We start from the raw sequence: 15739 nt of genomic DNA, 5'->3' as shown, positions 1-15739 counted from the left end.
ATTTGATATAGCGAATAAAAATATGTCCCATTTAAAAGGTAAAACAGCTCTTGTCACCGGCTCGACTAGTGGCATTGGTTTGGCAATGGCTATTGGTTTAGCAAAGCAGGGTGCCAATATTATGGTGAACGGCTTTGGTGAAAAAGAGGCCGCTATTGCTGCTATCAAAGCTTGTGGTGTTGAAGTGGAATATCACGGTGCCGATATGAGCAAGCCTGCTGAGATTGAGGATCTGATCAAGCAGACTGAAAAACGCTTTGGTTCACTAGATATATTAGTTAACAATGCAGGTATTCAGCACACAGCGAATATCGAGGACTTTCCAGTAGATAATTGGGAGTCGATTATTGCCATCAACTTAAGCTCAGCTTTTTATACCTCTCATCATGCCTTGCCTGGAATGAAGAAGCGCAACTGGGGTCGCATTATTAATATCGCCTCTGTTCATGGCTTGGTTGGCTCTGTTCAAAAATCAGCTTATGTCGCTGCCAAGCATGGCATTGTTGGCCTAACCAAAGTGACCGCTCTAGAGAATGCCAAAACGGGGATTACTTGTAATGCGATTTGCCCTGGTTGGGTTTTGACTCCCTTAGTTCAAAAGCAAGTGGATGCTCGGGCAGAGCGTGAAGGGATTTCGAATGAAGAAGCCAAAAAAGCCTTGGTGTCTGAGAAGCAGCCCTCCGGTGAATTTGTGGCTCCAGAGCAATTAGCGGCATTGGCCATTTTCCTTTGCAGCCCAGATGCTTCTGAAGTTCGTGGAGCAGCCTGGAATATGGATGGTGGCTGGACAGCACAGTAATTTAATGGGGAGCATCGCGTCGCATCCCCCATTTTTCCCCGCCCAAACAAAATTGCCATAATCGTCTATAGTTAGGACGAATATGGCTGCGATAGCTACCGATTAACACATTTTCAAGGAAAAAAATAATGGAACATACCTTACCTCAATTACCTTACGCATTAGATGCGCTTTCACCATTTATCTCAAAAGAAACGCTTGAGTTTCACTATGGCAAGCATCATCAAACGTATGTCACCAATTTAAATAATTTGGTTAAAGGTACAGAGTTCGAAAATGCTTCCCTTGAAGAGATTATTAAAAAGTCTGCCGGTGGTGTTTTCAATAACGCAGCTCAGGTCTGGAATCACACTTTTTACTGGAACAGCATGAAGCCAAATGGCGGTGGCGCACCAACAGGCCCTTTGGCCGATGCCATTAATGCCAAGTGGGGCTCATTCGATAAATTCAAAGAAGAATTTACAAAGTGTGCAGTTGGTACATTTGGATCTGGCTGGGCTTGGTTGGTTAAGAAGGCTGATGGTACTCTGGATTTGGTATCAACCAGTAACGCAGCGACACCATTGACTACCGATGCCAAGCCTTTGATGACTTGCGATGTTTGGGAGCACGCTTACTATATCGACACTCGTAACGCTCGTCCAAAGTACGTTGAAAATTTCTGGAATGTAGTGAACTGGGATTTTGCAAGCAAGAATTTTGCTTAAATCCTGCCTGATATTTTTACCTTTGTTTAGGAATCTCTGATGTCATCTATCTTTACCTCATTAGGCCGCACTGTTTTAGCTGGCTTTGTACTCCTCGCATTGATTGTCCTTGCCTTGGGTGCAAACCTCGGTTCGATTGAGTTGCCATTTTTATTCCGCTGGATTCACGTGATGGTTGGCGTAATGTGGGTAGGTTTACTTTGGTATTTCAATTTTGTGCAGATTCCATCAATGGCAAAGATTCCGGATGAGCAAAAGCCGGCAATTGGAAAAGTCATCGCTCCAACAGCGCTCTTTTGGTTTCGATGGGCCGCCTTATTGACTGTACTAAGCGGTTTAATCTTATCCATATTAAATGGATATGCGCATCAAGCATTCACTTTGCAGGCACCTTTCCGTGCCATCGGTTTAGGTATGTGGATCGCCTTGATCATGGCGTTTAATGTTTGGTTCATTATTTGGCCAAATCAAAAACGTGCATTAGGCATTGTTGCGGTTGAGCCTGATGTCAAAGCGAAGTCTGCACGCACTGCGATGTTGACCTCTCGCTTCAATACGATGCTTTCTATCCCAATGCTATTTTTGATGAGTGCTCAGTCACACAATACAACTTGGTTTGCGATTGCTTGATAAGCTAGATGCCTTAGATCATGTAAAAGGCCCGCTGAGCGGGCCTTTTACTTTAGTGCAGAGCGTTGAAAATGTTAGTCAGCCATCGTGATTACAAGATTGATGGCAACTCTTTTGTCAATGCACCACGTTGTGCAGTAGCTGTACCCATTAGAGCAAAGCCCAGAAGCTTGCCGTCACTAGATTCAAAGCGCGCCTCAAGACCACCTTCTACCGCATTGATTTTCCAGTCACCGATTGCACCCTTAGCCGGTGGCGAAACAATGGTTGGTAGGGCGGGGGTCTTCACCATCACCGGCATAGCGGGATAGCTGAGGGCGGTGGCTTGTCCAAGGAGGTTAGGGGCTAAAGCCCGTGCAGCCTGCATGATCGGCATCACGTAAGGAAGGACTAAGCCCTCGACTTCGGCGCAGTCGCCAATGGCATAAACATTATGAGCGCTAGTCTCTAGTTGGCGATTTACTGTAATGCCTTCATCTGTTGCAATTCCGGCTGCTTGAGCTAAATCTAGGCGTGGCCTTAAACCGACAGCCGATAGAAATGCATCGCTATTAATTGCTGATCCGTTAGCAAGCGTAATTGAGAGAGTGTCACCACTTCGATCAATCGATTGCACGGTAGTGCCGAAATGCCAACGTACACCTACTTCGCTAAGCTTAGTCTGAAGTGCTCGAGCTGCAGTCTCGGGAAGTAGTCTACCCAAAGCCTGTGGCGCTAAGTCAATGACATCTACTACATATGAGCCTAAAACTAAATCATTCGCAAACTCGCATCCAATGAGGCCCGCACCTAAAATAGCGATACGTTTTTTACCCTCAATCGTCTTACGAAACTGCGCGTAGTCTTCCAAGTCATTGACGGTGATCACTTCATTAGCCGCATTACCTTTTATAGGTAGGCGAATTTGATCAGCCCCCAATCCTAGCACTAACTTCCCGTAGGAAATGTTGCCTTTAGAGGTAGCAACTGTTTGTGCGTCAGTATCAATTGCAGTGACATCAGCATCGCCCAAAATCGTAATGTCAAGCTGTGTTGCCATGCCCTCAGCATTAGTGGAGACTAATTGCTCTGCAGATTTGCTGCTTCCTAATGCTGTAGAGAGCATTGGCTTAGAGTAAAAGTAGCCTGGCTCCCTTGTTATTAAGGTAATTGGAATTTCCTTATCGATTTTGCGAAGCTCACGAATGACGGTGTAGCCAGCTAGGCCACTACCAATAATGACAATCCCCGATGGGGATGATTGATTCTGATGATCCAACTGGACTCCCTAATATTGCGTTTAAAGGTGCTACGTGTGGCTTGAGTTAAGAAACTTGCACCATTTCAAAGTCAGATTTTGATACGCCACAATCTGGACATTCCCAATCTTCAGGGACGTCAGCCCAAGCAGTGCCGGCAGGAATGCCATCTTCAGGCAAGCCTTTCGCTTCGTCATAGATGAAGCCACATACGATACATTGCCAAGATTTCATCGGGGTTCCTTGCTGTAAGAGATTAGGGATAGTTTAAATTGAATTTCAAATTCAATTGCTAGACAACGGACTACTTGTTTTGTTTTTAGCAAACAAGTAAACAATGATTTATTAGGTAAATAGGAATGATATTATTTATCAAATAAATAGATTATATGGATAAGTACAGATCATGGCTGCTCTACCTTCATTAAGACAGCTTCGCTATTTTGTAGCAGTTGCTCAAGAGCTGAATTTCACTAGAGCTGCAGAGGTCTGCTTTGTTGGCCAATCTACTCTCAGTGCCGGTTTAAAAGAACTTGAAGATGTTTTGGGGGTTCGCTTAGTGGAGCGGGATAGGCAAAATGTAGCCATCACTCCAATCGGTGTAGAGATTTTGGATAGGGCTAAGACCATCTTGGCCTCATCTCAAGATCTGGTGGAGTATGCAAGCGCCTCAGGCGAGCCAATGGTAGGGACAATTCGACTGGGGGTGATCCCGACCATTGCACCATTTTTATTACCAAATGTGTTGCCTGATATTCGGGAGCATTACCCTAAGCTAAAAATTGCTCTGCGTGAAGATTTAACCGCCAATCTATTGGTGCGCTTAGCGGATCATCAACTCGACTTTGCGTTAATTGCTTTGCCCTATGACACAGCCGGCCTTTTGGTGAAAGAGCTTTTTATAGATGAATTTTGGTTGGTTGCAGGTGCGAATGATCCCGCATTAAAAGGTAAGGAAATTCATTTGCCCACCAAAATGGCAGAGAGGCTGCTTTTGCTAGAGGAGGGTCATTGCCTGCGTGACCACACTATGCAAGCTTGTAAGCATTCTGATATTCGCAATGCTGAGGGTATGGAAGCTACTAGCTTACTTACGCTATTGCAAATGGTGGAGTCTGGCATGGGCATTGCACTCCTTCCTGAGATGGCGGTAAAAGGCGGGATTTTAAATGGTACGACATTGGTTGCCCGGCCTCTAGCACCGCCCGCTCCTAAAAGAGTCATTGCACTGGTTGCCCGCTTATCAACCGCCCATCATGATGAGTTCCAAGCGCTTGCCCACAGTATTGAGTCAAGATTTAAATCTAGCCCAAGAATTAGTCGGGGTAGTCGAAAGAGTTTTCAAAGAGTCTAGTATGGCGTCGGCGGGACTTGAATATCCCTGCTACAGTTGCGCATTCATTAAAGTATTCACCCTTAAAGAAAGTAGTTCATGTCCGGAAAAGAAATCATGTTTACCCCCGTCAAACTTGGCGCGATTGAATTAAAGAATCACCTTGTGATGGCGCCGCTTACCAGAATGCGTGCCATTGATGGGGATGTGCCACATCCTCTCGCAAAAACTTACTATGAGCAAAGGGCAAGTGCGGGCCTCATCATCAGCGAAGCAACGCAAATTTCTGCTATTGGTAAAGGCTATCCAGCAACGCCTGGGATCTATTCTGCAGAGCAAACAGCTGCCTGGAAAGAGATTGTGAGTGCGGTACATGCCAGAGGTGGCAAGATGATTGCGCAGTTGTGGCATGTTGGACGTATTTCCCATTCTTCTTTACATCCCGAGCAGGGTATCCCTGAAGCTCCATCTGCCATTGCGCCTGCTGGCCAAACTTATGGTGCTGATTGGAAGTTGCACGATTACGAAACGCCTAAGGCGATGACCGCCGAAGACATTGCCCGTCTTCTGAAAGACTTTGAGCTAGCTGCTGTTAATGCTAAGGCGGCAGGTTTTGACGGTGTAGAAATTCATTCTGCGAATGGCTATTTACTCGATCAGTTTTTGCAAGATAAAACCAATCAACGCACCGATGGTTATGGTGGTTCAATTGAAAATCGCATGCGCTTATTGGGCGAAGTGATTGAATCTGTTTCCAAGGTGTACCCCAGTGATCGTATCGGTGTGCGCTTATCACCATACGGTAGCTTTAATGATATGGCTGACAGCGATCCAGTTGCCTTGTTTACTGCAGTGATGCAGAAACTTAATGGCTATCACTTGTCTTATGTTCACATGATTGAACCGCGTTCCACAAGCGCGGGTGGCAATGATCAAGTTAACGTAGAAGCGCCTATTACCTCAGAGATGTTCCGTGCAGCCTATCAGGGTCAATTTATTAGTGCCGGCGGATATGATCAGGCTATGGGTGAAGCTGTTTTAGAGGCTGGCTTGGCAGATGCAGTGGCCTATGGACGTTTGTATATCTCTAATCCGGATTTGGCTGAGCGCTTTGCTCAGGGCGCAACGCTGAATGCTTATAACCGCGCAACTTTTTACGGTGGGGCAGAAGTCGGATACACAGATTACCCAACACTCTAATCCGCTGAAAATAGATTAAGGTCGCTGCCGAAAGATAGCGACCTTATTTTTTATCTTCAGGATCTTTCAGTAGGCCATAGTGATTCGCAACGAGCAGCATTGCAATGGACGCACATCCCATTGCAAAAAATTCCCATTGATGAAGCATGGCCGTACCAGTGACGGTCATCAAGATTGTCCATCCAACTGCCATCTTAGCTTTTTTGCTTAAAGGTTTCATATTTCGGAACTAAGGTAAAAATTATCGAACGGTAAGTCTAGCTTTGGCACTCAACTCGTTTGGTGTACCACGCTTATCAAGTTGAGAAAGTCGAAGCGCTTCTTGCTCAAAATCAATTTGAGCTGGGTGAAATTCAAGATTGCCAAGGTGAATGACATAAGTCCACACAAGCTCTCGACCCCTATCTTTATATACATCAACAATACGCTTCATTTATTAATGCCTCTGGAGTTGGCTAAGTGTGGAATATTAAAAAGTTCCTGGATACAAAATATCTTTAGTCACATTTTGGATATCACGGTGACCTGTAAATGCCATGGTGATATCCAATTCATTATGGATAAGCTCCAAGCATTTTGTGACGCCGGCCTCGCCCATAGCACCCAGACCGTAGAGGAAGGGGCGACCAATTAATGTGCCACGTGCTCCCAATGCCCAAGCTTTCAATACATCTTGTCCGGAACGAATGCCGCCATCCATCCAGACCTCAATATCTTTACCAACGGCATCGACAATTCCGGGCAATGCTTTGATGCTGGAGATCGCACCATCTAATTGACGGCCGCCATGATTGGAAACGATGAGGGCATCTGCACCGGAATTAGCAGCAAAGCGGGCATCCTCTTCATCCAAGATACCTTTAATAATTAACTTGCCACCCCAAAGTTCCTTAATCCACTCCACATCATCCCAGCTCAGACCTGGGTCAAACTGCTCGGCAGTCCAAGAGGAGAGGGAGGACATATTGCCAACACCAGTGGCGTGACCAACAATATTGCGAAAGGTTCTGCGGGGGGTCATTGCCATGCCCATACACCAGCGGGGCTTAGTCATCATGTTAATGATGTTGGCGATCGTCAACTTTGGTGGTGCAGACAAACCATTTTTTAAATCCTTATGGCGTTGTCCCAGAATCTGTAAATCTAAAGTGAGAACGAGGGCAGAGCATTTGGCTGCTTTGGCACGCTCAATCAGGCGCTCAATAAAGCCGCGGTCTTTCATGACATAAAGCTGAAACCAAAATGGTTTAGTAGTACGTTCTGCCACATCTTCAATCGAGCAAATACTCATCGTAGAAAGGCAGAAGGGGACGCCAAATTTTTCTGCAGCGCGGGCCGCCAGAATTTCACCATCAGCATGCTGCATGCCAGTGAGTCCGGTAGGCGCTAATGCGACTGGCATAGCAACCTCTTGTCCGACCATGGTTGTTTTGGTGGTGCGGTTAACCATATTGACGGCAACGCGTTGACGCAGTTTGATTTTCTGAAAATCTGACTCATTCGCGCGGTAGGTGGATTCAGTCCATGACCCGGAGTCTGCATAGTCATAAAACATCTTGGGGGTGCGCTTCTGATGCAGAACTCGTAAATCTTCAATGTTGGTGATGATTGTCACTAAAACCCCTCGGTGTGTTGCTAATGCCAGATGTCTGACGCTAATTTAAGCTCTATCTTAGCAATACCGAGCATTTGTTTCTACAATGCCTAGGCAAAGCCCTTCTTGAGGCTCTAAACAGCCTCTCATTCACCTAAACCCCCCGAATGCCTCAAATACCCCTCTCAACTGTCTTTTATTTATCGCTTGCGACCCTCCTCTGGGCGGGTAATGCAATTGCTGGACGGGTCCTAGTAGGAAGCATTTCGCCGATCACGCTCAGTGCTGTCCGCTGGGGTCTGGCGGCTCTACTGCTACTGCCTCTTGGCTGGCGGATCCTAAAGCCAAGTAGCGCCCTGTGGCAAAACAAGAGTCGCTTCCTTGTTTTGGGATTATTGGGGGTGGGTAGCTATAACGTGCTCTTGTATCTCGCCTTGCAAACCTCGACGGCTATTAATGTCACCCTCATTGGTGCGAGCATGCCAATCTGGATGCTACTGATTGGCGCCGCCTTTTATCAAGTGAGACCGAAGCTGCTACAGCTCTTGGGTGCAGTTGTCTCCTTAGTGGGCGTTACCGTTGTCCTCACGCGGGGTGAGCCTGCCAGTCTCTTGAGTATGGAAGTCGTAATGGGGGATTTACTCATTATGTTAGCCACGATTCTCTGGGCCTTTTATAGCTGGATGATTAGCCGCCCGGGAAAAAGTACTGAGCGACAGTGGCCCTGGGCTGAGTTTTTGATGGCGCAGGTCTTAATTGGATTCTTATGGACGATGTTGTTTGAGGGTGCGGAAATTGCTACGGGGCATGCCTTTATTGATCTCAATTACTGGACTGGGGCTTTGATCTTATTTGTGGCCATTGGTCCCTCCTTAATTGCTTATCGCTGCTGGGGTTTGGGGGTGAATGGTGCTGGACCGACGGTGGCAGCATTTTTTGCCAACCTCATACCCTTATTTACAGCGCTCCTGTCTGCTGCCATCCTAGGGGACCCACCTCAGCTTTTCCATGGCTTAGCTTTCGTCCTAATTGTGGTCGGAATACTGGTTTCATCCGCAAGGCAGAAAAGCACCTAACCCCCTTGATTGACTCAAAAAGGCCGTTTTCAAAGGCCAAGTACCCAAATAGCACTAAATCAGTATCATTTAGGGCTAATCACACGATTTACTAGGAAATTACTATGCCAGGCTTGCTCCCGAATGTTGATCCAGACGGTCTCTTAGAGTTCTCGGTTGTTTACACCGACCGCTCGCTCAATCACATGTCTGAAGAATTCAAAAAAGTCATCGTGGATATTTCTAGCGTCCTGAAAGATGCTTACAACGCAAGTTCTGCAGTGATCGTTCCGGGTAGCGGCACTTTTGGTATGGAAGCCGTTGCTCGTCAATTTGCCAATAACGAAAAATGTCTTATTTTGCGCAACGGTTGGTTTAGCTATCGCTGGACTCAGATTTTTGATTTAGCCAATATCACCAAAGACATTACCGTTATTAAAGGTAGGCAATTGGAAGATGCTACGCAAGGTGTATTTGCCCCTGCGCCGATCGAAGAAGTAGTGGCTTTTATTAAAAAGGAAAAGCCAGCAGTTGTTTTCGCTCCTCACGTAGAAACTTCTGCAGGCATTATTTTGCCGGATGACTATCTCAAGGCAGTGGGTGAAGCAGTCCGTTCTGTTAATGGTTTATTTGTACTCGATTGCATCGCATCAGGCGCAACTTGGGTAGATATGAAGGCTTGCAATATCGACTTGTTAATCACTGCCCCTCAAAAAGGTTGGAGTAGTTCACCTTGCTGTGCAATGGTGGCTATGAGTGATAGAGCACGCGAGCGCATTGAATCAACTCAAAGTACTAGCTTCTCAATGGATCTGAAGAAGTGGCTTCAAATTATGGAAGCCTATGAAAAGGGTGGTCACGTGTATCACACTACTATGCCAACTGATGCCCTCAAAATCTTGCGCAACGTGATGAAAGAAACTCAGTCTTTAGGTTTTGCTGCACTCAAAGCGAAGCAACTAGAGTTGGGTGATAAGGTTCGCGCCTTATTGGTATCCAATGGCTATAACTCGGTTGCAGCCAAAGGCTTTCAGTCTCCTGGTGTAGTAGTGAGCTACACCAAGGATCCGGATATTCAGTCAGGTAAAAAGTTTATTGCTCTTGGCATGCAAACAGCAGCTGGCGTACCCTTGCAGTGTGATGAACGTCTAGACTTCCGTACATTCCGCCTCGGTTTATTTGGCCTAGAGAAGTTGGCTCATGTTGACCGCACAGTAGATCATCTTGCAACAGCACTAGAAAAAATTACCGAGACTGAAGCTCAGCCAGCTTAAGTAGCTTGAATTTGTTTCTACAAAAGGCCGTCTTAGGACGGCTTTTTAATTGAGTATCATTGAGTCATCCATGAGCCTATCGGACCCCCAAATGAACACCCCTTTCGCAAAACTCATCTTAGTCACCATGATTTCTGCCTCTATTGGTTTATCACCATTGACTGTAATGGCAGCGGATCCAGCCCCAGCGGGAGCACCCGTAGCAGCTCCTGCAGTGACGCCTGATACCCAGCCAGAAAAAGTGACAAAGAAGACTGCCAAGAAATCGAAGAAAGATAAAAAGGCGGAGAAGAAGGCAAAGAAAAAATCTAAGAAGAAAGTAAAATCATCCCAAGAGCCTGCGGCTCCCCAGCAATAAATTAGCAACTAACTTAGGGGGTTGGCTCCCTCAGGATCTATAGGTTTTGTATTGTTCGGATCCTGTTGTTTGTTCGGCGCATCGTTGCGCACTAGCAACCACATCGCCCCCATCACCAAACCCATCCCGCCTATTTGAAGCCAAGTAATTGGTTCAGACAATACGATCCAGCCCATAAATAGGGTAGAGACCGGGCCCAGTATTCCAGCTTGGGCAACGAGGGGCGAGCCGATGCGATTAATGGCAATCATAATTAACAACATCGGAATGACTGTGCATAGACTTGCATTGAGTAGGCTGAGCCAATAAATTTGCGGTGCCTGTACAAAAACAGCAGCTGGATCATAAATCAAAATTTGAATGACGCTCATGAATGCTGATGCAGAACTTGCATAGACAACTAAGCGAACGCTACCGACACGTCTGACCATTTCTCCGGAACCAATCATATAGATCGCATATGAGCACGCGCTAGCAAAGACCAGTAGCATGCCGAGCAATGCCATTGATCCTGTCGAGCTAGCATCTTGGATAAATACGACGATCACGCCAAGGTAGCCCACTGCTAATGCATACCACTGTAAGCGACTAATGGCTTTGTTTAGTACAAAATAAGAAATTAATAACACGATCGTGGGCGTAAGGTAAAGCACAATACGTTCTAGTCCAACGGAAATGTATTGCAGGCCTAAAAAATCAAGATAGCTGGAAAGAAAGTAGCCCATAAAGCCTAGGGAAAATATCTTGATTTGATCTTTCAATGTCAGTGGACTCATGACTTGCCTATGCGCTTGCCACCAATAAATTCCCCAAAAAAGTGGAAGCGCTATCAGCATCCTTAAAGCAATCAGGGTCTCAGCATTTGCACCGTAGCCAAAAGCAAGTTTAATCAGAATGGCCTTACCGGAAAACAGAATGGAGCCGAGTCCGGCCATTAAGAGGCCGTAGAGGTAACGGCGATGATGAAGAATTTCACTGACTGATTGCATGGTGTTTTATAACAGCTTGTTGAGTAGATTCCGCATCTCCAAAATAAGCTCTGATGGAGTAAGTCCAATGGGGCCAATTTGCTGCGCTACCAAACTATCGGCTGCAGTAGCGTGTAGTTGTATCCCAATACAGCTAGACTCCCACAGATCCAGATTATGGCGGATGCCTTGGGCTGCAAGGGCTGCGATAGTGCCGGTTAAGACATCGCCCATGCCACCAATGGCCATACCGGGGTTGCCTTGAGAGCACTGCTCTACTGGGTGAAGAGGCGAAGCAACTAGCGTATGTTGACCTTTGAGAACAACAATAGAATTAGTGAGTTTGACTAAATCAGAGAGAGCTGCAGTGCGATTTGCTTGTATCGCGGCTGCAGTGATGTTAAGAAGATGTGCTGCCTCCCCGGGATGTGGAGTAAGTACGGTCATGCCTGGAAATGCTGTATTACGCTGCTTGAGGAGATCTAAAAATTCTGGGTTATCGGCAATCAAATTGAGTGCATCGGCGTCAATCACAAGGGGCACTTTTGGAAAACATAGTGAGGCTATTAACCAATCTTTAGCTAGTGCAGAAAAACCAAGGCCTGGCCCAATCGCAATAACATCTGGTGCGGTAGTTTCTAATTGAACTCGGGCATTAAAGCTGGCAAGGCGGACCATGAGCTCGGCTTGTTCCGGTAGTGCATGAGCAGATGTGGGATCTAGCATTTCTAGAATAGTCCAACCCGCCCCTAGATGAAGTGCAGCCTTACCCGACAACATGAGAGCTCCAGCCATACCCGGCGCACCGCCAACGAGTAGCACCTTACCCGCACTCCCTTTATGTTCTGAGGGTGCTCGCTTAAGCCGAGTGATGAGTTCGAGAGATTTCAGTTCTCTAGGGGGTGTCATATCCATAGTATCGCTCTGATGAGCGGCTTCATAGCAGAGTATGCGTGAAGAGTTGGGGTGGAGTAATGCCATTACTCCAGAGCATCTACAAATAACCTTTTAATTTAATGGCGGCGATACAGAAAATGGCATAAAAAAACCGCGGCGAACCGCGGCTTATTTATCTCAAGAAGAGATTATTTCTTTACATCAGCTGCTGGAGCGGCTGCAGGAGCAACTGGAGCTGCTGCAGGAGCTGCAGGAGCATCTTTCTTAGCCTGTTCCATGTGAGCAGCTTCAGCACCATGCTTCTCGCCACCCATATCAATGTCGCCGTCGCCTTTGATGAGTAAATAGGCTGTAGCAGAGATTAATACTAGTACCATGATGATGATTGAACGGTTGCTCATTGCATTTCCTTCGGTTTGGTTAATATGAACATATATTAATGCCTGAAGCGCTTCTGGTAAATCCGAATAAGCCCTAGATGCGAAATTAATGCAATATTCTAGGTAGTAATACTAATTCTGAAGCAATGTTTCTTGGGCGCATCAGCGCAAGAATCATGTTCAGGATTCAAGATGGATCATTGTTAAAGCTTGGAATAAAGGTGCCCATATGAGTCCAAGACTCCCTGTAAATAACGCTCAAACAATTACTGATTTTTTGAATCTTCAAAAAAGCCAGTTGGCAGAAGACAGCTCTAAAGACTCCTATCAATTTGCGTTTGATGACCAAGCATTTTTGGCGCGTCGAGAAACTTTAGGATTGCGCTTTCAATTGGAATTACTCAAACCAGAGATCTTATTGCATGAGCAAGGTATTAAGCATACGATTACCGTTTTTGGATCCACCCGTTTTATATCTTGTGATAAAGCTCAAGATCTGGAAAAACAGGCCAATACCCCAGAGACGATAGCTGAAGCCAAACGCGCTTTACTGCACTGCAAGTATTACGATTCAGCTAGAGAGTTTGGGTCCATTGTTGCAAGCTACAACGCAACTCAATCCGAGGATCGGAACAAACTTCACATTGCCACTGGTGGAGGCCCCGGAATTATGGAGGCCGCTAATCGTGGTGCATTTGAAGCTGGGGATAAGAGCATTGGTTTTAATATCAGCCTGCCAAGAGAGCAGTATCCCAATCCCTACCTTACCCCGGGCTTGAGCTTTCGCTTTCATTATTTTGCGATTCGTAAAATGCATTTCATGCTCAGGGCAAGGGCGATTGTGGCCTACCCAGGCGGCTTTGGTTCCTTTGATGAGCTTTTTGAAGTGCTCACTTTGATGCAAACCAAAAAAGTGGAACGTTTCCCAATCATCTTGGTTGGAAAGGCATTTTGGCTGGAGGTGATCAACTTCAAGCAGATGCTGGATCATGGCGTAATAGATCAAGCGGATATGGATTTAATCCATTTTGTGGAAACTGCCGATGAGGCCTGGGTCGTGATTCGAAATTGGTATCAATTGGCCTAAGAGAATATTCATAAGATCTGTAAAATAGCCCCCAAAGATTATGTCCGTTACCAATACCGTTACCCTCACTTCCGAGCTAGATTTGCCAGCCTACTTGTTTGGTATTGCTATGCTCCTCATCGTGATGCTGGTGCATGGATTTGCTTTGCTCCAAATTGCAAAGCGCTACGAAGTGAAGTCATTTTTATATTTGTCGGAGCATAAATACTCGTCAGTGGCTTTCGTGTTTTATGTCAGCGTGCTGTGCTTATTTCTGATTCATATCTTTGAGATCATTCTTTGGGGTATCGCACTTCGAGTATTTAATCTCCTGCCAAATTTAGGTGAGAGTATCTTGTTCAGTGGCAGTACCTATACAGCAATGGGTTTCATGGATGATCTTTTACCGAGTGGCTGGAAGATGCTGGCGATCATCATTGCCTTTTCGGGGATGTTTGCCTTTGCATGGACCGCATCGGTCATGATCTCCATGACCAAGAATTTCCGTCAAGCCTATACCCGTTTACATATGCAGAAACTAAAAATAGCACCTGAAGTCATTGAGCGCTTTAAGTAAGGCATGAGTCAAAGATGAGTAAGGCATGGGATGCCATCATTATTGGCGGTGGAGCAGCTGGACTCTTTTGTGCTGGTGTTGCTGGTCAATTAGGTAAGAAAGTCTTAGTGCTTGACCATGCTGACATCTTATGTGAAAAAATTCGAATTAGTGGTGGGGGGAGATGCAACTTCACCAACTTGCATAGTAGTCCAGCAAACTTTCTTTCCCTAAACCCCCATTTTGTAAAAAGTGCTCTAGCGCGTTATCCCTCAAAAGAATTTATTAAGCTAGTACAGACTTATCGCATTGCTTATCACGAGAAACATCAGGGTCAATTATTTTGCGATGATTCAGCAAAGCAAATTATCGAGATGTTGCTTGCTGAATGCGCTAAAGGTCATGTCGATATCCGCCATCCAGTCGAGGTGGAATCGATTTCTAATGAAGCAGGTAGCTGGCATGTGAAAACACATTCCGGCATTGAGAGGTCAAGATCTCTGGTAATGGCAACCGGGGGTTTACCAGTCCCTGCAATTGGCGCAACAGCATTCTCGCTTGATATTGCTAAGCAATTTGGGCTGAAGGTCATTGATCCTCGTCCCGCTTTAGTACCGCTGTCATTTACTTCCGGCGAGTTCGATAACCTCATTGAATTATCTGGCCTAAGCTTGCCTGTGCGCATTGCGGCAGGTTCCAAGGGAAATCGTTATGGTGCATGTCGCTTTAACGAGGATCTACTCTTAACGCACAAGGGTCTGTCCGGACCTGCAGTTTTACAAGCTAGTAGTTACTGGGCCGAAGGTGAAGAAATTCACGTTGATTGGTTAGGCGCAGTAGAGGCTAACGGACAATTTAGTTGTGATGAATTATTTAATCATGAAGATAATCGACTCAAATTGACAGAAAATATCTTGGCTTCAGTAATGCCATTGCGTTTAGCAAAAGCATTTGCTGAGCAAAAAAATCTCCTAGGTAAAAAATGGGCTGAAGTTTCTAAAAAGGATCGCCAGTCACTGAAAGAGCTCATTACTAATTGGTCAGTAAAGCCAGCTGGAACGTTGGGCTGGAAAAAAGCGGAGGTCATGTTGGGCGGTGTAGATACTAAAGAGCTTGATGGTCAAACCATGATGACCCGAAATCATCCGGGTTTATATTTCATTGGTGAGTGTGTCGATATTACGGGACATCTTGGGGGTCATAACTTTCAGTGGGCTTGGGCTAGCGGCTTTGCCTGTGCGCAATCTATTTAGAGAGTCCCCGAAACTTCAATACTCTGTTTAGTCTGGCTGATTTCTCATCCAATCGGCAGTGTTAAAAAAAGACCCTTCTAGCTGGGCGCCAATCTGACTATCAATTCCGCAATCCTCCATTGCGCGATACATACAGGCTAGCCATTGATTACGCTCTTTGAGGCCAATCTTGAAAGGTAAGTGTCTCGCACGCAGCATGGGGTGGCCATGTTTCGGGGAGTAGACGTCAGGGCCTCCCAGCCAACCTGACAAAAAGAGTTTGAGCTTTTCTCGGGAGCTCGATAAGTCTTGGGAATGAAGTGCCCTTAATGCTTCGAAGGGTTCTTCTAGCGCCATTAAATCGTAGAAGCGATCGACTAGTTCCTCGATCTTAGCTGCGCCACCAATCATGTCATATGGGTTTTTTCTCTCACTCATGTCCCAATTTTAAT

Annotated in this window: 20 protein-coding genes; 11 read left to right on the top strand and 9 right to left on the bottom strand. The window is 45.9% G+C overall.

The window, feature by feature from the left end; genetic code table 11:
* Nucleotides 1-22 precede the first annotated feature (22 nt).
* The 3 genes from CL55_RS06500 (at nt 23) to CL55_RS06490 (ending at nt 2136) form a co-directional block, all read left to right on the top strand.
* The gene (locus tag CL55_RS06500; protein WP_046330360.1) at nt 23-799 is read left to right on the top strand and encodes a 3-hydroxybutyrate dehydrogenase; all 777 of its coding nucleotides are present in this window, start codon (nt 23-25) and stop codon (nt 797-799) included.
* A 128-nt stretch (nt 800-927) separates the two neighbouring features.
* Nucleotides 928-1506, top strand: a complete 579-nt coding sequence (gene sodB / locus CL55_RS06495; RefSeq protein WP_046330359.1) for a superoxide dismutase [Fe] — start codon at nt 928-930, stop codon at nt 1504-1506.
* A 39-nt stretch (nt 1507-1545) separates the two neighbouring features.
* Nucleotides 1546-2136 carry a urate hydroxylase PuuD gene (locus tag CL55_RS06490; protein WP_046330358.1) on the top strand — a complete coding sequence of 197 codons (591 nt, stop codon included), beginning with the start codon at nt 1546-1548 and terminating at the stop codon, nt 2134-2136.
* Nucleotides 2137-2227: 91 nt separating this feature from the next.
* Here the strand turns inward: CL55_RS06490 and CL55_RS06485 are convergent, their stop codons facing one another.
* Together CL55_RS06485 and CL55_RS06480 are read right to left on the bottom strand one after the other, a co-directional pair.
* Complete coding sequence (locus tag CL55_RS06485; protein WP_046330357.1) at nt 2228-3394, bottom strand: FAD-dependent oxidoreductase; 1167 nt, start codon at nt 3392-3394, stop codon at nt 2228-2230.
* Between the two features lie 46 nt (nt 3395-3440).
* Nucleotides 3441-3608, bottom strand: a complete 168-nt coding sequence (locus CL55_RS06480; protein ID WP_046330356.1) for a rubredoxin — start codon at nt 3606-3608, stop codon at nt 3441-3443.
* Nucleotides 3609-3780: 172 nt separating this feature from the next.
* On the opposite strand from CL55_RS06480, the gene CL55_RS06475 reads away from it, so the two are divergent.
* Nucleotides 3781-4728 (top strand): hydrogen peroxide-inducible genes activator, encoded by a 948-nt coding sequence (locus CL55_RS06475; protein WP_046330355.1) that lies wholly within the window; start codon nt 3781-3783, stop codon nt 4726-4728.
* A gap of 78 nt (nt 4729-4806) precedes the next feature.
* On the top strand, nt 4807-5907 hold the full coding sequence (locus CL55_RS06470; protein WP_046330354.1) for an alkene reductase: 1101 nt from the start codon (nt 4807-4809) through the stop codon (nt 5905-5907).
* Between the two features lie 43 nt (nt 5908-5950).
* Here the strand turns inward: CL55_RS06470 and CL55_RS10700 are convergent, their stop codons facing one another.
* Genes CL55_RS10700 through CL55_RS06460 form a run of 3 tightly spaced genes read right to left on the bottom strand, consistent with a single transcriptional unit; the run spans nt 5951 to nt 7522 of the window.
* Nucleotides 5951-6127, bottom strand: coding sequence for a hypothetical protein (locus CL55_RS10700; protein ID WP_170217000.1), 177 nt, complete (start codon nt 6125-6127; stop codon nt 5951-5953).
* Nucleotides 6128-6148: 21 nt separating this feature from the next.
* Entirely contained in the window at nt 6149-6340 is a 192-nt protein-coding gene (locus CL55_RS06465; protein ID WP_046330353.1) for a hypothetical protein, read from the bottom strand.
* Nucleotides 6341-6376: 36 nt separating this feature from the next.
* Nucleotides 6377-7522, bottom strand: a complete 1146-nt coding sequence (locus CL55_RS06460; protein WP_046330352.1) for an alpha-hydroxy acid oxidase — start codon at nt 7520-7522, stop codon at nt 6377-6379.
* 146 nt (nt 7523-7668) lie between these two features.
* Between CL55_RS06460 and CL55_RS06455 the strand changes: the two genes are divergently transcribed.
* The 3 genes from CL55_RS06455 (at nt 7669) to CL55_RS06445 (ending at nt 10188) form a co-directional block, all read left to right on the top strand.
* Nucleotides 7669-8577, top strand: a complete 909-nt coding sequence (locus tag CL55_RS06455) for a DMT family transporter (RefSeq protein ID WP_046330351.1) — start codon at nt 7669-7671, stop codon at nt 8575-8577.
* 104 nt (nt 8578-8681) lie between these two features.
* Nucleotides 8682-9830: an aminotransferase class V-fold PLP-dependent enzyme gene (locus CL55_RS06450; protein ID WP_046330350.1), complete on the top strand. Its 1149-nt coding sequence runs from the start codon at nt 8682-8684 to the stop codon at nt 9828-9830.
* A gap of 91 nt (nt 9831-9921) precedes the next feature.
* A complete protein-coding gene (locus CL55_RS06445; RefSeq protein ID WP_046331221.1) occupies nt 9922-10188 on the top strand; it encodes a hypothetical protein in 267 nt (88 codons plus the stop codon).
* An 8-nt stretch (nt 10189-10196) separates the two neighbouring features.
* Here CL55_RS06445 and CL55_RS06440 read toward each other — a convergent pair whose 3' ends face one another.
* From CL55_RS06440 to CL55_RS06430, 3 genes are all read right to left on the bottom strand, one after another.
* A complete protein-coding gene (locus tag CL55_RS06440) occupies nt 10197-11177 on the bottom strand; it encodes a DMT family transporter (protein ID WP_046330349.1) in 981 nt (326 codons plus the stop codon).
* 6 nt (nt 11178-11183) lie between these two features.
* Nucleotides 11184-12137, bottom strand: a complete 954-nt coding sequence (locus tag CL55_RS06435) for an NAD(P)H-hydrate dehydratase (protein WP_237150474.1) — start codon at nt 12135-12137, stop codon at nt 11184-11186.
* A gap of 104 nt (nt 12138-12241) precedes the next feature.
* A complete protein-coding gene (locus tag CL55_RS06430) occupies nt 12242-12454 on the bottom strand; it encodes a hypothetical protein (RefSeq protein WP_046330348.1) in 213 nt (70 codons plus the stop codon).
* Nucleotides 12455-12662: 208 nt separating this feature from the next.
* Here CL55_RS06430 and CL55_RS06425 point away from each other — a divergent pair, with 208 nt between their 5' ends.
* The 3 genes from CL55_RS06425 to CL55_RS06415 are packed head-to-tail and all read left to right on the top strand — an operon-like array spanning nt 12663 to nt 15308.
* Nucleotides 12663-13520: an LOG family protein gene (locus CL55_RS06425; RefSeq protein ID WP_052728788.1), complete on the top strand. Its 858-nt coding sequence runs from the start codon at nt 12663-12665 to the stop codon at nt 13518-13520.
* A 40-nt stretch (nt 13521-13560) separates the two neighbouring features.
* Nucleotides 13561-14076, top strand: a complete 516-nt coding sequence (locus CL55_RS06420; RefSeq protein WP_046330347.1) for a hypothetical protein — start codon at nt 13561-13563, stop codon at nt 14074-14076.
* A gap of 14 nt (nt 14077-14090) precedes the next feature.
* Nucleotides 14091-15308: a BaiN/RdsA family NAD(P)/FAD-dependent oxidoreductase gene (locus tag CL55_RS06415; RefSeq protein ID WP_046330346.1), complete on the top strand. Its 1218-nt coding sequence runs from the start codon at nt 14091-14093 to the stop codon at nt 15306-15308.
* Between the two features lie 27 nt (nt 15309-15335).
* On the opposite strand, the gene CL55_RS06410 is transcribed toward CL55_RS06415, so the two are convergent.
* Complete coding sequence (locus CL55_RS06410) at nt 15336-15725, bottom strand: group II truncated hemoglobin (RefSeq protein ID WP_046330345.1); 390 nt, start codon at nt 15723-15725, stop codon at nt 15336-15338.
* Between the last annotated feature and the right edge of the window lie 14 nt (nt 15726-15739).

Origin of the sequence: Polynucleobacter duraquae, from assembly GCF_000973625.1 — a bacterium.
Taxonomy (GTDB): domain Bacteria; phylum Pseudomonadota; class Gammaproteobacteria; order Burkholderiales; family Burkholderiaceae; genus Polynucleobacter; species Polynucleobacter duraquae.
This window is presented reverse-complemented; position numbering and strand designations above follow the sequence as displayed.

Bases quoted from the DNA above. Each gene is read 5' to 3' on its own strand.
- CL55_RS06500 (WP_046330360.1), top strand. From the start codon at position 23: ATGTCCCATTTAAAAGGTAAAACAGCTCTTGTCACCGGCTCGACTAGT.
- sodB (WP_046330359.1), top strand. From the start codon at position 928: ATGGAACATACCTTACCTCAATTACCTTACGCATTAGATGCGCTTTCA.
- CL55_RS06490 (WP_046330358.1), top strand. From the start codon at position 1,546: ATGTCATCTATCTTTACCTCATTAGGCCGCACTGTTTTAGCTGGCTTT.
- CL55_RS06480 (WP_046330356.1), bottom strand. From the start codon at position 3,608: ATGAAATCTTGGCAATGTATCGTATGTGGCTTCATCTATGACGAAGCG.
- CL55_RS06475 (WP_046330355.1), top strand. From the start codon at position 3,781: ATGGCTGCTCTACCTTCATTAAGACAGCTTCGCTATTTTGTAGCAGTT.
- CL55_RS06470 (WP_046330354.1), top strand. From the start codon at position 4,807: ATGTCCGGAAAAGAAATCATGTTTACCCCCGTCAAACTTGGCGCGATT.
- CL55_RS10700 (WP_170217000.1), bottom strand. From the start codon at position 6,127: ATGAAACCTTTAAGCAAAAAAGCTAAGATGGCAGTTGGATGGACAATC.
- CL55_RS06465 (WP_046330353.1), bottom strand. From the start codon at position 6,340: ATGAAGCGTATTGTTGATGTATATAAAGATAGGGGTCGAGAGCTTGTG.
- CL55_RS06455 (WP_046330351.1), top strand. From the start codon at position 7,669: ATGCCTCAAATACCCCTCTCAACTGTCTTTTATTTATCGCTTGCGACC.
- CL55_RS06450 (WP_046330350.1), top strand. From the start codon at position 8,682: ATGCCAGGCTTGCTCCCGAATGTTGATCCAGACGGTCTCTTAGAGTTC.
- CL55_RS06445 (WP_046331221.1), top strand. From the start codon at position 9,922: ATGAACACCCCTTTCGCAAAACTCATCTTAGTCACCATGATTTCTGCC.
- CL55_RS06440 (WP_046330349.1), bottom strand. From the start codon at position 11,177: ATGCAATCAGTCAGTGAAATTCTTCATCATCGCCGTTACCTCTACGGC.
- CL55_RS06435 (WP_237150474.1), bottom strand. From the start codon at position 12,137: ATGGCATTACTCCACCCCAACTCTTCACGCATACTCTGCTATGAAGCC.
- CL55_RS06430 (WP_046330348.1), bottom strand. From the start codon at position 12,454: ATGAGCAACCGTTCAATCATCATCATGGTACTAGTATTAATCTCTGCT.
- CL55_RS06425 (WP_052728788.1), top strand. From the start codon at position 12,663: ATGAGTCCAAGACTCCCTGTAAATAACGCTCAAACAATTACTGATTTT.
- CL55_RS06420 (WP_046330347.1), top strand. From the start codon at position 13,561: ATGTCCGTTACCAATACCGTTACCCTCACTTCCGAGCTAGATTTGCCA.
- CL55_RS06415 (WP_046330346.1), top strand. From the start codon at position 14,091: ATGAGTAAGGCATGGGATGCCATCATTATTGGCGGTGGAGCAGCTGGA.
- CL55_RS06410 (WP_046330345.1), bottom strand. From the start codon at position 15,725: ATGAGTGAGAGAAAAAACCCATATGACATGATTGGTGGCGCAGCTAAG.